Annotated in this window: 15 protein-coding genes; all 15 read right to left on the minus strand. The window is 40.8% G+C overall.

The annotated features are described in order from the left end of the window. Positions 1-455 precede the first annotated feature (455 nt). A complete protein-coding gene (wecB, locus tag VST71_11580) occupies positions 456-1,580 on the minus strand; it encodes a UDP-N-acetylglucosamine 2-epimerase (non-hydrolyzing) (GenBank protein MEC4686360.1) in 1,125 nt (374 codons plus the stop codon). Continuing rightward, positions 1,577-2,812, minus strand: a complete 1,236-nt coding sequence (locus VST71_11585; protein ID MEC4686361.1) for a glycosyltransferase family 4 protein — start codon at positions 2,810-2,812, stop codon at positions 1,577-1,579. The genes wecB and VST71_11585 overlap by 4 nt, the downstream gene beginning before the upstream one ends. A gap of 103 nt (positions 2,813-2,915) precedes the next feature. Continuing rightward, positions 2,916-3,293 carry a GxxExxY protein gene (locus tag VST71_11590; protein ID MEC4686362.1) on the minus strand — a complete coding sequence of 126 codons (378 nt, stop codon included), beginning with the start codon at positions 3,291-3,293 and terminating at the stop codon, positions 2,916-2,918. Positions 3,294-3,463: 170 nt separating this feature from the next. Continuing rightward, positions 3,464-5,659, minus strand: a complete 2,196-nt coding sequence (locus tag VST71_11595) for a bi-domain-containing oxidoreductase (GenBank protein MEC4686363.1) — start codon at positions 5,657-5,659, stop codon at positions 3,464-3,466. Between the two features lie 8 nt (positions 5,660-5,667). Further along, positions 5,668-6,621, minus strand: coding sequence for a sulfotransferase (locus VST71_11600; protein ID MEC4686364.1), 954 nt, complete (start codon positions 6,619-6,621; stop codon positions 5,668-5,670). Positions 6,622-6,811: 190 nt separating this feature from the next. After that, positions 6,812-7,954 (minus strand): glycosyltransferase family 1 protein, encoded by a 1,143-nt coding sequence (locus VST71_11605; GenBank protein ID MEC4686365.1) that lies wholly within the window; start codon positions 7,952-7,954, stop codon positions 6,812-6,814. Between the two features lie 523 nt (positions 7,955-8,477). Continuing rightward, complete coding sequence (locus VST71_11610) at positions 8,478-8,825, minus strand: hypothetical protein (GenBank protein MEC4686366.1); 348 nt, start codon at positions 8,823-8,825, stop codon at positions 8,478-8,480. A 17-nt stretch (positions 8,826-8,842) separates the two neighbouring features. Then, positions 8,843-9,685: a glycosyltransferase family 2 protein gene (locus VST71_11615; protein MEC4686367.1), complete on the minus strand. Its 843-nt coding sequence runs from the start codon at positions 9,683-9,685 to the stop codon at positions 8,843-8,845. Between the two features lie 154 nt (positions 9,686-9,839). Then, complete coding sequence (locus tag VST71_11620; protein MEC4686368.1) at positions 9,840-10,100, minus strand: hypothetical protein; 261 nt, start codon at positions 10,098-10,100, stop codon at positions 9,840-9,842. 223 nt (positions 10,101-10,323) lie between these two features. Further along, positions 10,324-11,172: a glycosyltransferase gene (locus VST71_11625; GenBank protein ID MEC4686369.1), complete on the minus strand. Its 849-nt coding sequence runs from the start codon at positions 11,170-11,172 to the stop codon at positions 10,324-10,326. Positions 11,173-11,595: 423 nt separating this feature from the next. Then, the gene (locus VST71_11630; GenBank protein ID MEC4686370.1) at positions 11,596-12,081 is read right to left on the minus strand and encodes a glycosyltransferase family 2 protein; all 486 of its coding nucleotides are present in this window, start codon (positions 12,079-12,081) and stop codon (positions 11,596-11,598) included. Between the two features lie 211 nt (positions 12,082-12,292). Continuing rightward, the gene (locus VST71_11635; GenBank protein ID MEC4686371.1) at positions 12,293-13,321 is read right to left on the minus strand and encodes an O-antigen ligase family protein; all 1,029 of its coding nucleotides are present in this window, start codon (positions 13,319-13,321) and stop codon (positions 12,293-12,295) included. A gap of 244 nt (positions 13,322-13,565) precedes the next feature. Beyond that, a complete protein-coding gene (locus VST71_11640) occupies positions 13,566-14,816 on the minus strand; it encodes a glycosyltransferase family 4 protein (protein ID MEC4686372.1) in 1,251 nt (416 codons plus the stop codon). Next, positions 14,813-15,667, minus strand: a complete 855-nt coding sequence (locus tag VST71_11645; GenBank protein MEC4686373.1) for a methyltransferase domain-containing protein — start codon at positions 15,665-15,667, stop codon at positions 14,813-14,815. Before VST71_11645 ends, VST71_11640 begins: the two co-directional genes overlap by 4 nt. Before the next feature lie 63 nt (positions 15,668-15,730). After that, positions 15,731-16,672, minus strand: a complete 942-nt coding sequence (locus VST71_11650) for a glycosyltransferase family 2 protein (protein ID MEC4686374.1) — start codon at positions 16,670-16,672, stop codon at positions 15,731-15,733. Between the last annotated feature and the right edge of the window lie 59 nt (positions 16,673-16,731).

Raw genomic sequence — 16,731 nt, forward strand, 5'->3', positions numbered from 1 at the left:
AGAACCCTCATTGACCTGTCAAAGAACTGCTTGATCCTGTTTACAACAGCCAGCCCTGCCCTCTCCATCAAAACAGGTGACGCAACACCATAGTCCTCAATGGTCTGCCTGTCGATATCCCTCATCTGTCGAGCATCAACAACCTTCATTCCAACACCAGATTCTCCTTTTTAATCCGGGTTATATGTGAACTACCCTGTGGCAGAGACCGCAGGGCGTCTGAAAACGGTCAAGGTCACAGTGGCTTGAAATTGTATGTCTATTTTTTCGGTGTCATTCCCGCTTGTCGGGAATCCTTCGACTTGTTCGGGATCACATAAAAGATTCCGGACATCCATCCTTCGTAGTACTACGGAGAACAGGAGCCAGCATGACAGAAACATGGAACTGCGGCAGAGACCACAGTGTATTATATTTATTGCTTTACTATAATACTATAATATTTGATTATAATGCTACCTTGCTGAAAGGAGTATCCGCACAATTTTTTCTGCAGCCTTTCCGTCTCCGTACGGACTGACGGCAACAGCCATCTCTTCATAGGCAGCCTTGTCCCGCAGTAAACGCTCGGTTTCTTCCACAATCCTGTCAGCATAAGGTCCCACCAGCTTTGCAGTCCCCGCCTCAACACCTTCGGGCCGTTCGGTTTCAACCCGCATAACCAGAGCCGGCTTCCCCAGTGTGGGGGCTTCCTCCTGAATGCCGCCTGAGTCAGTCAGTATGATTGAAGAAGAGTTCATTAAATGTGCCATGGCATCATACTCGACCGGTTCTATGAGCAACACCCTCTCCACCCCCTGCAGAATCCTGGTTACCGGTTCCTGAACATTGGGGTTCAAATGCACAGGATACACAATAACAATATCCTGGTTACGCTCAACCAGTTTTTTCAGACCATTGCATATACTCTCAAAATTTTTTCCAAAATTCTCCCGTCTGTGCGCAGTAACAAGAATCATTTTCCGGTTGTTGCCATTTTCATTGATTTCAGCCTTGCTCAATATATCGCTGACAACTTGCGGCATCGACTTCCGTAATATCATATTCAGGGCATCTATCACCGTGTTACCCGTCACAAAAATACTCTCTTCAGGAACGTGTTCTCTGAGCAGGGCATCTTTGGCATTTTTTGTTGGAGCGAAATGGAAGCGTGTCAATACAGATGTGATCCTCCGGTTCATCTCTTCCGGAAAGGGAGAATATAAATTATTCGAACGCAGTCCTGCCTCAACATGCCCCACAGGGATCCTGTTGTAAAAGGCTGCCATTGCAGCAGCCATGACCGTTGTAGTATCACCCTGAATCAGCACTACGTCCGGTCTTTCTTTTTTAAAAACACTGTCAAGCCGGCTGACAACCCTGCCAGTCAATTCTGCCAGGGACTGATCCGGTTTCATCAGGTCAAGATCAATGTCAGGCACAATATCAAAGAGGTCCAAGACCTGGTCGAGCATCTGGCGATGCTGGGCCGTAACACAAACCCTGACCTGAACATCCGGGGTTTTCTGCAATTGCAGGATTACAGGAGCCAGCTTTATTGCTTCCGGCCGGGTACCAAATACGGCAAGTATCTTTTTCATGATTGTCCTTTCCTTAGCGCACTTTTAATACATTGTTCTAATTCTGCAACCGCCTTCTGGAGAGACATCTCACGGACAACAAATTCTCGTCCCTGCCTTGAATAATCTGCACAAATGTCAGGATTACCTGAAAGAAGAAGAATCTTTTCAGCCAGCAACTCGGGGTCCTCAGGACCGATGCATATACCACACTTAGCTGCACTGATCAACTTCGGGGCATCACCATCAAGGGGCATGCTTGCAAGTACCGGTCTGGCTGCTGCCATGAGGCTCAATATCTTTGACGGAACTACCGGTGTTTTAACCTTATTGTTTAAAGTCACTAACCCCACATCCGAAGAGGCGACTACATATGGATAGACTGACTTCGTCTGCATCTCAAGAAACCTTACATTTTTCAAACCATATTCTTCTACCCTGCTTTTCAGGTTCTCTTTCTCTATGCCGTCACCGACAATAAAAAACTCGATCTCATCCCTGTCCCTTAAAATCCTTGCAGCCTCAATTACACTCAGGAGCCCCTGAGACATCCCCAAAGTCCCTGCATAGCCAACAATAAATTTCCCGTTAAGGTCGTATCTTCCGGAAAACTCGTTATCCCTTGGCAGTGGTCTCATCTCACCTGTGTCTATCCAGTTGGGAAGAATCCTGACTTTTCCTTCATCAATCCCCTTTATGTCAACAATGTGGCTCCTGTTACCCCCTGAGTGGACTGTAATCAGTGACGACCTCCTATAACAAAACTTCTCAAGAGTCTCAAGAAGAAATATCAGCAGCCTGTTCTTCAGCACCCCCTGGTCTATATAACACTGCGGGTGCAGGTCCTGAACCCCCATGATAAACGGAACCCCCCTGAAGAGGTTCAGCAGCCATCCTGAGACCCCCATGAAGAGCGGTGGAGAGTAGATGAAGACGACATCCGGCTTCTCCGAAAGGAGTCCTCCCAAAAAAGAGGTCAGGGGAGCGGTCAGGTGTCCAACAGCGAGTTTTATTTTTTGTGGACCGAATACCGGAAAAGCTATTCGTGTAACATTGACTCCGCCCATGTCCTCCTTCATAAAGAGCCTCCCCCGGTATTTATCGGGAACTGACTTCAGGTTATACCAGGGAAAGCTTGTGACAACATTTACACTGTGTCCCTTATCAACCAATCCCTTTGATAATTCATAAAAAAGATTTGCCGCTGTGCCTATCTCGGGAGGGAAATATCTGGAAAGGAGCAGGATTTTCATAATACAAACATTTTTTCTCGCTAAGGCGCAAAGTTCGCAAAAAAACTTGGAAGAGGTTTCTTTACACTACCTTTTTCTCGCTAAGGCGCAAAGTTCGCAAAGTTTACAGATTATTTACTATACGGGTAATACCGCTTTTTATTAATTCAACATTGAAATTGACCAATAACCCGAGTTTTAATCCCGTTAGTTTCAAGTATGTTAAAAGTTGTTTTTTATGAACAGGCATAATATTTTCAACAGATTTTAATTCGATTATAACCTTGTCCTCTACAATCAGGTCTGCTCTAAACCCAATATCCATTCTGACACTTTCATATATCACAGGTATTGCAACCTGCCGTTCGCACTTTAGATTATTTTTCAGCAACTCATAAAACAATACTTCTTCATAAACAGATTCTAATAGCCCTGGTCCTAAGCTTTTATGGATTTTAAAACTGTTGTTGACAATAATCTTAGCTATTTCATTTTCATTCATTTTTCTTAGCGTTCTTTGCGCCTCTGCGAGAGCCATTCTCCATCAATTACACTACCTTTTTCTCGCCAAGGCGCCAAGTTCGCAAAGTTTACAGATTATTTACTATACGGGTAATACCGCTTTCTTGGCGGCCTTTGCGCCTTTGCGAGAATTACATCCCGTCAATCACCTCAAAACAACCCCTTTTCCACCTCCACTGCTTCACCTGTTGTTATGGACTCCTCAATGGCAAACGTGGCTAATGTGGTTGCAACAAGGGATTTAAACCCTATCGGGGAAGGAGCACCGTTTTTAAGGGCATCATAAACAGCCCTGATCTCATCCACATATCCCCTGTCGACCTCAAGGGATTTTTTCACCTTCTGCTTCCCTGAAGAGATAAAACTAACCGACTTGAAATTATTTATTACACATATAGCCCCACCGGCAAACACCTGAACCTCTTCCCTCTGGAATGATTTGTCACCATTGGATGCATAAGTTATGGCAACCGCCGCACCGTTGTCCATCTTCATGGATATCGTCAGATTGTCCCTTAATCCCTGCGGCGACTCTGTACAGGAGGCAAAAACCCTTTCAGGCAAACCTCCGGTAATAGCCTGAGCCAGGTCCACGAAATGGCAGACCTCACCGATAATCCGGCCACCGCCCTCGTCTTTCTTATGTACCCATGATTCGGCAGGAATATAACCGGCATTACACCTTATCTGAACCACACTCGACTTTTTGGCCTGTCCTATAAATTCAATGCACTGCCTTGTCGTTGGCGCAAACCTCCTGTTAAACCCGACCATGAGAAAAGGGGTGGAATCGCGAGTGGTGAGTGACAGATACGTATCGGTAATCTCCTTTAATTCGTTCCTGTTAATACATAACGGCTTTTCAACAAATACAGCCTTCCCTGCCCTGAGCGCTTCACAAATAAACTTGCTGTGAGAATTGTGCCTCGTAAGTATAAAGACAATATCAATATCAGCGTCCTTCAGGATGTCCCTGTAATCAGTTGTGGCATAATGGAACTTATAGGAATCCAACAGGTTCTTGCCACTCAACCCCCTGGAGGAAGCCACACCCGTCAGGGTTATCCCGGAAACTTTCTTCATAGCAGGCAAGAGCGTCCCCCGGGCAAACAATCCGGCACCGATCAGGCCTGCAGAAACCCTGGAAATCTTTGGTTTCAGTTTACTACCCTCAGCCTGCAGGATTTTTGTCACCTGCTCATCTGCAGCCCCAGATCCGTTGTCACGTTCAGGATAATGAAGAACCACACCAATTGCAGGCTCTTTCCCGGACAATATAAGCCTGTACGCATCGAGCGCCTTCTCAAATGAAAACCTGTGGGTTGTGATATCAGACAGGCTTATACGGCCAAGAGAAAGCATCCTCAGAAATTCGTCCATATTCCTTTGTGCCGTCCACCTGGCATATGCTATCGGATACTTGAACCCCCGTTCTTCATAATCAGGGTCAAACATCCCCGGGCCCCAGGCCTTGGAAACAGCAAAGTGCAATTCCTTTTCAAAAAATGATTGTCTTGGAATATTCAGGCCGATAAGCCCCCCGGCAATAATTTTGCCACGCTCCCTGCACATCTCAGCGGCATGAATCAACGGCTCGTCAGAATCAACGGAAGCCAGAATAATAACAGCATCAAGTCCGGCATGACCTGAAAAATCATTGGCAATTGCAACAGGATCGTCTCTTCCGGTTACAGCTACAGCCTCTGCTCCGTTTTTTAAAGCAAGCTCGCATTTCTGTGCTGATATATCAATCCCGACTACATGACAACCCGCGGTTCTTAGTATCTGCACTGCCAGCTGGCCTAATAATCCAAGACCTATAACTCCTATCCTGTGTCCAAACTCCGGCGCTGAAAGCCTGACCGCCTCCATTGCTATACCACCGAGAGCAACATATGAGGCATCCTCAAACGGAACATTATCAGGAATCTTCACGCAAAGGTTCGGGGGCACCACATTCCACTCGGCATGTGATGCATAACCGCTTCCACTGCATGCCACCCTGTCACCGACACGGAAATCGTCTTCTGTATTATTCACTTCCCTTACTATCCCCGCACAGGAATATCCAAGAGGCACCGGCATATCAAGCCGCGCCCTGGACTGCCTCCACGCCTCCATCAGGCCCTCTGTCTTAACCTTGTCTATTACCTGTTTAACCCAGTCCGGCCTTGCCAGTGCCTTGCCAAGCAGGCTCTTTTTAGCCACATCAATCATCGCCTTCTCCGTGCCTACCGAGACAAGAGAAGCCGCTGTCTCTACCAACAGACCGCTTTTAGATGTAATCATCGGGACTTCAAGCATCTCAAGATTGCCGTTACTGTAATTCTGTGCAATAACTTTCATTTTACTCCTCAGGTATCCTTAATCATTAAACTTTTTTCCGGTTTGCTGTATCCATACAGTTCAGCACGTTCCCCGCAATGTCTATAAATCATATCAATATACTCATCAGGGATAGCTCTTAAATACTGCTCATTGACATCCACCCGCAGGGGATACCACCGCTCCCTGTATTTCATTCCAAAGGGCAGTTTGTGATGGGGCTGTGGTATCATGTCATCGGAGTATTCGAGTCCGGAGAAATCACATATCCGTTTAACTACAGTTTCAGGAGATTTTAACAGTTCCTCAAAACTTACCGACATAAAATTTGAAACTTTTCTTCTGTCTTCTTCCACGCACCTTGCGGAATTCAGCCAGTGTTCCATACAGATTCTCATCCTCTCATCAAGGCTCATATATTCCGCATACCTCTTCATATCACCGGCCTTCCCTGTTGCTGCACGGTAAATTGAGGCGTAAGGATTGCGGGTAACCAAAACAAAATAAGGGTTGCAGTCTTTCAGCAATCTATTGATGAAAGACATCTTTACGGTATAGACCTGACTTTTATCAACAAACCTCGGCTTTTCCATATTTTTTCCATACCGTGATATTGCCATACCAATCGCATGTCTTAACCTGCAGGCAATATCGTCACTGGCATCTTTATCCGTATTGCGATATTCACCAATCAGTTCATTGCACGCATAAGACCAGCTCCTTGGTGGTGTAAGTTTTTCATGCCTGGGGGCTTTAATCCTGATACCTGATAGCTCCTGCCCCAAAACCGGTTCATACACATTGGCCATCTCATCGGCCCCCGCCCAGTACGCCGAGTTACCGGTCACTGATACGACACTGGGATTGCGCCGCAGGATTCTTGAAAGCAATGTCAATCCATCTCCCTGATTACCCAACAGAAATATGGGACTTTTTATTACAGCACTCTTATAACCATGGCCATAGCTCTTCGGATCGAGCATCCAGCTGTTGCGTCTCCAGAGGTAGTATGCTTTGTTGAATTGAGATATAAGAACGCTCATTGTTATTCCCGTTATGCAATTTGTTTTCAGAGATAGATGTCAGTGTCAAGCTATGTCCCATATAACGCAACCGCATGTGTTCTGAGCGACAATGTTAAGGCTTCTTATGCCACAAAGCAGGACATATAGATCAGCAGACAGAACTGTGAACTTCCCTGAAAACTTCAAGCGTTTCCTGCGCAGTCTTTTCCCATGTAAACTGCCTGACTCTTTTGTAGCCTTTTTTTATAAGAGTTTTCTTCAATTTTTCGTCAATGATAATTCTGTAAATTGCCTCAGACATCTCACTGACATTATCCGGATCCACTATCAAAGCTGCATCACCGCCAATTTCCGGAACAGACATTCTATTTGAAGCTACAACAGGAGTGCCACAAGCCATTGCCTCCAGAACCGGCAAACCAAAAGTTTCTACGCTGGATGGGTAAACAAACATATCTGCGTTTTCATAAACCAAGGCAATTTCTTCATGAGGGACCGCACCCGCAAAAACCACACTATCCGTTAATTTTTCCTGTTCGACAATCTTTTTTAATTTTTCCGTCTCATCATCAGGATCTCTTCCAACAATCATAAGTGAATGCGGAATCCTCCTATCGTGTTTCAACATAGCAAATGCTTTCAAAAGTTTATCAGCATTCTTATACTTAAATAGCGTACTCAAAAAAAGGATATAAGGCTTCTGAAGGCTTGATTTATACTCAGGATTCTCTCTACTATTAACAAATGCCAAGTCAACACCTTCATGAATCACTCGAATTTTTAGCTCGGGGATATTAATCTGCTTTAAAAGACTTCTTTTCATATCATTAGACACGGCTATTATCTTATCTGCTTTTCCAACGGAAACAGGCAACATTACATCATAATAAAGCCTACGTATCCATGAAATCTCATTGGGTGCATGTTTTTTTCTAATCTCTCTGATTATCAAAGGGCCTTGTATAACCAAAACCTGCCTGCAACTTGAATAAATGGTGGCGAAATTCCCCGGTGAAAATAAAACATCGACCTTATGTCTTTTAATATAAAAAAACAACAAAAACTGCTCTATCAGAATTTTTAAAATCTTATTGTCTGAATAAAGTGGGAAACGTATCTTCTTAAAGTTTTTCTCTTTAATATTAAATAGGGATTCATTATCATACGAGACAAAGAGATAATAGACATTATCCTTATCTATTTCAGCTAAATTCTTAATAATATTAGTAAGATATGTTTTCCCACCACCTCTTTGAGGTGTAATTGAAAGGGTATTAATAGCAATATTCATTTATTACACTCCAACTTCTCGGATACCCTTAAATATTTCCGATATCCCTGCTCATTCCCCATCCTGTTAGAATGATAATAGCAACCACCTGGGAATTCTTCTTATTAATCCGGCAACTATTCAGAGAGAGAGGAGAAGTTCGTCAGAATCAAATAGACATCTCCGGTTTTACCCCCCTCCACACAGACTCCGCCACCATTCACAAAACCTGCTGATTAAAAATATTCAAAAGCGAATCAACATCATTGCCCCCCCTTTACCTTGAACGGAAGAATGTTAAATCAGATTGAATGCTTTGGTGCTCAATCCCATCGTGGGGCACATGGCGAATGTCCTCGTGTTAAAAAAGGAATATCTACCAATAACCGTTTCGCCCATAGTTTGGTATCAATCTGATACGACATTTGCAAACTTCTTTCCCCCATTTTGGCCGCACATTGACCTTCCGAAATATATCGCAATAATAGTGATAATAACTTGCCGTCATTTGCCGTGAAAGTAAACCCGTTATATCCGTTTCTAACTAATTCCACCGTGGCTCCATATTTTGAACCATTTTGACAATGGGAACCTTATTAAATTGAAAAGAACGCTCTGTTGGTGAATATATCACATCAGGGGAAAATTCTTCTAAGTGTTGTTTCAACTCTTGATCTGAACCTTGACGCATAAACCTGAATGGCTTACAATTTACAGATTCTACATTGGAAAGTGGTTTAAACCAGTCATGAACATTCAGAGATTTAGGAGAAGCACAAAGAATAGCCTCTACATTGGGGTGTACAGCCATTCGGGGGATGACATTACTTAAATATTTTATATACCCTCCACTCATTCCACCGCCGGTTAAATTGATAATGGCTATTTTCATGAAATTTCCCAACGCTTTTAACGTGTCCAAATCTTGGGCCTGTTTGTAATAAACCGATAAAAGTCAACTAAAAGCTTGGTTAACTTTTTGCCAATTAAACACCTTATTACCTTCTTTGTGTGTGCTTTCAAATATGTCCAATAGAATTGAACCGGGACCTTCCCTAAATGCTTTCTCAAGATAACAATATATTCCCGCAAGGTTTGTAACTCAAAAAATGGATCATTAGCTACCCCTCCAATTTGTTGCCCTGCAACAAGAACATCCACATAATGGGCATCAGCTTTTTTCAACTCTCTAAAAAGAAACTCGTAATCTCCTGCGATTTTTAAAGACGTATCAAATCCGCCATAGTTTTCAAATAAACTGCAATGATGGAAGACTCCCTGATGGGGAAGACATTTTCCTTGAAAAAAGCGTTTTTTCAAATCATTCCATGGCTTACCATGTATTTCTAAAATATCACCGGTTGGTGAAGTTAAAGCTATCCTCCCATAGACTATGCGACTTTTATTTTGAGCGGCAGTCAACATCGGAACGATTTTCATTAAAACATCATTGCTCCAAAAATAATCATCTGCACCTATAAAGAAAACCCATTCACCGTTAACCTTGTCAAGCGCCTTATTCCAAGCATGATAAATGCCGAGATCAGGCTTTGACTCCCAACAGGTGATGGTCCTGTTGTTAGCCTTGAGTATATCCACTGAACCATCTGTGGAACCACCATCCATGATGATCAACTCTTTATACAGATATGTTTGATCGACAACACTATCAATACAGCGTTGTAACGTTGCAGCACCGTTCAAAACCGCTGTAACAATCGATATCTTAGGATAGTAGTTCCTTCGAGTCATAAACTACCTCGCTCCTTTCACAAACGAGCATAGGATATAAGAGAATTGGAAGAAATCGTTTTCTTATATTAGGGAATGTGTTAGGGAATGGTTTCTTAGGCTATAGGAGAACCCAAAAAAAACATGTGTTTATTGAATATCTAATCACACAATCTTATTTATGAGATTCTTTGTCTGCCAAACCAGTCAGAATTCCCCCAACAGCCCAGAACAAAAAGCCTACTTTATCAAAAACAAGGGCATGACCTGTTATCCCATATACAATCGCTACACTAAGAAACCCAGCAGCATATGCCCTCAGATCGCTTTTATGACATACGTGTAATATTCTAGATACAGCAATGATGGCATATACCATTATTAAAACAGGGAGGGCTCCAATCACAAGCCCAAGTTGTCGAAAACTTTCGAGCACCGCATTATGAGCTCCTACATTCCATTCAATAACTTGCTTAAATAAGAAAGGTGCTAAAAATGGACGTCCTGCAGGAACAATGAAATAAGGTGGTTGACTAATTAAGTCAATGGCTCCTGCCCATACACAGCAGCTTTTGGGATATGGAGAAAAATTAAAGTTTTTCTCTTATGAGCCATTAAATCCTTCCTATGTCAAACTTCGATGACCATGGTAATTCTTCTTATGATTTCATCCATTGACCATCGTAATAGTGTATAATCTTTTTATTAAATAATCTTTTTATCTTGTTTGGGAAAAAGTAGTGAGGCACAATATATAAGTAAGCCCTCATTATGTCTAAAAAGGTTCTCTTCTCAGCGATGCTGTAAAACTCACTGAAATATTTATTTTTCTGACTTGAAAGTTGATGCTTACGACCTCTGAACCCCCCCAAACAACTCTTGACTATATATAAATCTACATATTTAGAAAACATATACCATGTATAAAAATCCCCTGCAAACTTATAACCCTTAAGACGATTCAAATCTAAAAAACTTAACAATTTAGGTCTCCAGAAAGTTGATTCTTGTTGAATGAATGGAAGGATTGAGCCATAAATGCCTTTTCTTATCAAAGTGCGATTATATTTAAACGGCAAAGAACAACCCCATATTTGACCTTTTTCAGTATAACATACAGGCATTCCGGTCAACCATTCAACGTCTGGATATGTTTTAAAGATTTCAACAACAGTGGAAAATGCATTGGGCAAATAAAAATCATCTGAATTTATATACGCTACGACATCTCCTATAACTATATTCAATCCTTTTACAAGAGCATCATACATACCCGAATCTTCTTCTGAAATAGAAGTAATGGTAACATCGTTGCATCTTATTGAATACTGACCTAAGTTAATTAATCTTTTATATTTTTCGACTATTGAAATTGTTTTATCATCAGAACCACCGTCAACAATTATATACTCTATCTCAAAGTTTCCTCTCTGAGATATGACGCTTTCTATAGTTTCATCGATATATTTTTCAGCATTGTAACAGGGCGTAATAATAGATATTTTCATTTTACTTCCTTAAAAGGATTTTATTCAGAATCCTTTTAAACCTCAACTTTATAAAAAATATATAATCGATAGAACTATTCGATTTACTAAAGTAAAAATCATTGAGACTGTTAATCCCTAAAGAATTTTTCTTCAGACTATGCAAAATCACTGCATTAAATTTCTTTTTTAATTCCGTATCCGACACGTAGTTTTCCACAAAAAAAGCTTTTGCAATAAAATAAAACAAACCTAAATCAATACCGTTAGATGATTTTGTAATCGATCCTTCATGAGATCTAAAATAAGCTAACGGTTCATTTACAAAAGCAAATTTGGGGAAGTTCTTAGCAGTAAGGAGGAAAATTAAAACATCATTTCCTATCGCAAGGTCTGCAAAATTGAAGTTATGCTTGTTTGGTATATCTATAATCAGATTATTCCTTAAATAGAGGTGGCCGGGATTGTTTGGACAGGCAGAAGCGATTTATAAGTGATAAGCTGCCCATTCATGCCGCCACCCGCTTTTATAGTTTTCCTACTGAGCAGGTGGTTCCCTGCAGTATCTATAATTTTATAATTTCCATAGATGAATCCAGCATCTATATTGCTTGTGAAAGCTTTTTCAATAGCAGAAACAGCATGAGGTAAAAGCAAGTCATCAGAATTAACCCAGGCAATAATCTCTCCTGTTGCCATTCTAAGTCCCTTGTTAATAGCATGGGTTTGTCCATTATCAGGCTCAGAAAGCCAAATAATATCTTTATCATATTTCTTCAAAATATCAAGGGTTCCATCAGTTGATCCGCCGTCAATAACAATATGCTCTATATTAGGATAATCCTGATTCTTGACGCTCAGAATCGTTTCTTCAATAAATTGCCCCTGATTATATGAAGGTGTAATGATGGAAACTTTCAGGACATTCATGGATTTTATGTACTCACTAAACTATATTGAACGGGTTAAAAGGATATTATCATCAAAATGAGGTCTGGATACAAAAGTTTTAATTTCTGAAGTTTCGTTTCTCTTCATCGGCATCTGATCTTTATCTATGATATATGATGCTATATTAGTTTTATAATGATACCTGCCAACAAATTCATTAGATTAACAAACGACTTTCCGGACTGTAGCATCAGTAATAGGTCTGGACTAACTTGATATCATTTGAAAGTCTCCTTACCAAGCCGAGGAAAAAACAGGTTGCAGAAAAATACATTACAGATCCCCGCATTACTGGTTCCACCATAAAACCAACAAAAACAGATACTGTAACGGAGACAATAATAAGAATCAGCAATAGTGGAAGTTTTGCACGAATCACAGCGATAAAACTTCTTAAATGCATAACATGAAATATCAGCAGGAAAATCATCGGCAGAATCCCGGCATCATAAGCTATATCAAGCCATAAATTATGCACATAGTTGAGACCACCAATATACACTAACCGTCCTCCACCCATATTTTCAGGAAGTGCTTTAAGCATATACATCCAAGCTTCGTATCTACCTGTCTCAAGCCCTTGTTCTTCAAATCTGGTCGTAATAGAATATTGTGAGTAATCTTGGCCAGCATAAAAAAACAGATAAAACAATATTCCCAGGAAAATGCTTATTAAAAAAACTGTTTTTATCTTATGCCTCAGCTTTTGCTTTTTTATAAAGAAGTAAAGAAAGACAGAAGCTATAAATGACAGCACCAGTGCTATAAAAGGTGATCTGTTTTGCAATGCGGTATTAACATATACCCCAGCTACAACCAGAAGAGATATAATAATGATAATTAAAATTGAATAACGTTTACTCAGAGACTGATCCCTTCCAAGAAACAAAACCGGGGCAAGGCTTAATCCCAATGATGCAAAAAGTCCAAATAGTGTGCCATTGATGGAATCGCCGCCTGTCCAAAAACTGGGAGCAGAACGAGATAAAATTTCAGTATTATGACCTGAGGAAACGATTGAATAAACGGACAGAAAAGAAAAGACAACAAACCCGGCTACCATTGACAATATAATCCACACCAAGCCATAAGGCCAAGCAGGTGTATTTTTTCGCGATATTGAATAACCAGCAGCATAAGAGCCCATTATCAATAGAGGGAGTTTTATTGCGGATTTTAAATCTATGAACCCATACTTATAAATTATCAAATAATACATTATAGAGAACATCCCCAACAAGGAGACTTGAACAAGGAGGTCATTTATGACTCTCCCATTCCATGTAATGGAGCTAACAAAAAAAACTGCAAAAATAATCAACATAGATATTTTAGGGATATTTAAACCAAAAACAAATACGGCTAATACCAAAAAAACAAATTCAGATATCTTCTTTTTGTTAGATGTAATCAAGACTTTAACTCTACTTATCCTGTTAATATGTCTATAAATTCCTTACACATCAAAGCAACTCTTCATATAGCTCTACATACCTTCTGGCCTGAACTTCAAGAAGATACTCTCTTTCAGCTTTATCGTGAGCGGCTTCTGCAAGTTTTTTCCGGTGGTTTTCATCACCCAGAATCCAGTTTATACCTTGAGATAGGTCTTCCAGATCTTTGTATTTTGCAAGGTACCCATTTTTCTTATGGTCTATCATGTCAGGCATACCACCAACATTAAAAGCAACAACCGGAGTTCCACACGCTAAAGACTCAATCACTGTATTTGGGAGATTATCTTCCAAGCTCGGCGCTACAAAAACATCAGCAGAACTGTAAAGAAGAGCAAGAGAAACATCGTCTGAAAATCTTCCAGCATAATTAATTCCAAAGGGAAAAGTCTCGTTATTTTTGGAATGGCTGGCTCCGAACACAAGAAGATAGTAGTCTTTCAGATTACTTATAATTTCACTTAAATGATTAATTGCTTTATGTAAAAAAGAGAACCCCTTTCTCTTATCGCTTGTGGAACTTATTGCCCCAAAAAGGATTATTTTTTTATTCTTAGGCAGGTTAAGAATACTTCTTGCTGTCGACTTATTTATAGACTTGAATATATTTGTATTTAAACCATTCGGAATTACTTCAACTTTTACGTCTGATAATAACGAGCTTCTTTTAGCACATTCGGCAAGCCACTTGCTTGGAGTTACAATTGTCAAATTTAACCTCTTATATGCCCTCTCTTTTCTTGTCCAAATTCCTCTCGTAATGTCGCCATCCTTATCAGCATTCAACTGTGGACAAGAACCACAAGAATTGACATATCTTTCACATTCTCCTGAATAATGACATCCACCGGTAAAAGCCCACATATCATGGAGGGTCCAAACTATCGGTTTGCCTAACTTAGCAAGTCTTGAGATATTCCTTATAGAAAGGAAGCCTGCTGCTACCCAGTGGAGGTTTATAACCTCAGATTGCTTGAGCAATCCATCTTTCGCTATATTCCGTCCTATACAGCCCGTATAAAACGGTGTTCCTTCCCAATTATAAAACTTGAGAGGGATTTCATTTATAAAAGGTCGAGCCCTGCCCCATATTTTGTTAATTTTCCCAACAAGGCCATGAACACTTGGATCGTTACTTACTTTATCATCCACAAGCATCTTTGAATCAACACCGATACTTTTAAGGCCCAAATGCAACCTGTAAGCTGCCCGGGCTGCTCCACCCTGGATGTCTGTTTTGTTAAGATGTAGTATTGTCATAATAATAACCGCAATTGCGCAGTAGTATTTTTGATTAATCCTTTAGCAAAAGATAAAACTCTAAAGACAGGATAAACTGCTTTAGAAACAAAAGCTAATCTATAAGCACTTTTTAACAGATGACTATTAATTTCTTTTACTTTTTCGTAAATGTGTCCATGCCCCCCTTTAGCTTTTTCTATATATGAAAAGCCCAATGAAGGAATTATCCATCTATGCATAGTATATCTAAAATGAAAATTTTCGGGGAGATGACATTTGATACAAGGGGTAAAATTCCAGGCAGCCACTATGATTCCACCAGTTGCAAGATGCCTGTTAATGTTAATTATGAGTGATACGGGGTCATCTATATGCTCGATTACATCCGTGGTAAATATATAATTGTATTCCTTGTTATTTAATTTATCCACAATTTTGATATTGTCAAAATCTCTTATATTATCGTGGGCAAAGTTTGAAGCATGTGGTTCATATATCTCTATATCCGCCTCAGGACAATGAAGAGCTATCTGTTTAGCGAGGGCACCAAAACCACCACCGTAATCAAGGACTTTAGGACTATCTCCTTCCACATACTGAGCCATCCCCTTTCTATGTTGCATTGACACAGTATCCGCTTCTATCCATAAACCGTTTAAGAGCCACACGGGATGAGTATAATATTCACTAAACCTTTCCTCATCATAATTTTTATTATTCAATCCCAGATCATCCCAAACCTGGTCCATTATAGACCATACTTCTTCCAATTGAGGAGATTTGTCAAAATAAGGTTCTAAGTATTTCTCTAAATCTTTCCACCCCGGAGAACTCCGTACAACTACTAAAACTTCATCCCATGTTCGCACTAAAATGTCTCCTTTGAAAAAATCCGAGACACTTAACCTCTCAGATTCCTTCTAATAAGTTCTCTATGTTACTACTTTTGCTTGTAGATTGGTGAACAATTTCCTTGCTTTAGATTTAGCACGGGCTATCAAGTTAGGAGGACCAAAATGGTTCTTTTGAGTAAACTCATCCGCCAGGGTATCACGAATCATGTAAGGAGGATGTTGTAAGGGGAATGTCATTACTTCAACAGGCATATTGGCAAGTCTGCTTTTGCTCATAGTATGAGTCGCCTCCTCCCCAAAACCAATATTTGAAACAAGGTTAACCTTGGGAAGAATACTAAGCCCGCCTTGAATCCAGCAGGCAAAGGTCCAACGATAAGCCCAAGAATTTATTCTACCTTTGTAAGTTATCTCAAAAATATTCTTCCAGTATTTCACAGCCTCAGGGTTGCAAAGCATGTCCTTAAGCCAATCGCCTTCCCGTATTTCCGGCCAACGACTCATGGTAATATCATAATGTCTCCAAGCCCGGCTCCAAGACGCCCATCCCCAGCAATGATTATAACGCGAAAAATAGTAGCTGTATTCAGTTCGTTTACGCCCAAACTGAAAATTGTCTCCGGAAATTGCCATGATGCGCTCATCATCCCGATATTTTTCCAGCAATTCCTCGCAAAAACGGAAAAATGTAGTGTGAGGCAAACAATCGTCTTCCAGAATAATGGCCTGCTCTACATTCTCAAATACCCAATCCAGTCCAGATGACACACGTTGGTTACAGCCCAGATTCAGATCAGAGTAATTTTTCAGAACTTCACATTCCCAGTCCACTCGGTCAATGATGGCCCTGACAGCCTCACACCGCCCTGCTTCGTCAGGTTGGTCTGGCCGTGGGCCGTCAGCCACAACCAATAACATGGAAGGTTTAGCCTTCCTGATTTCTTCAAAGACCCGTTCCGTTGTTCCCGGGCGATTGAAAACAAGAAAGGCAAGCGGAGTTTTTAACTGCCAGTCAGACATTCAGTACCTTCTTAAAATAAGTAATGGTTCATATTATCTGCAAAGAATGAGGGGCTCTC

It is taken from the genome of Nitrospirota bacterium (assembly GCA_035873375.1).
In the GTDB taxonomy this organism is placed as follows: domain Bacteria; phylum Nitrospirota; class Thermodesulfovibrionia; order Thermodesulfovibrionales; family JdFR-85; genus BMS3Bbin07.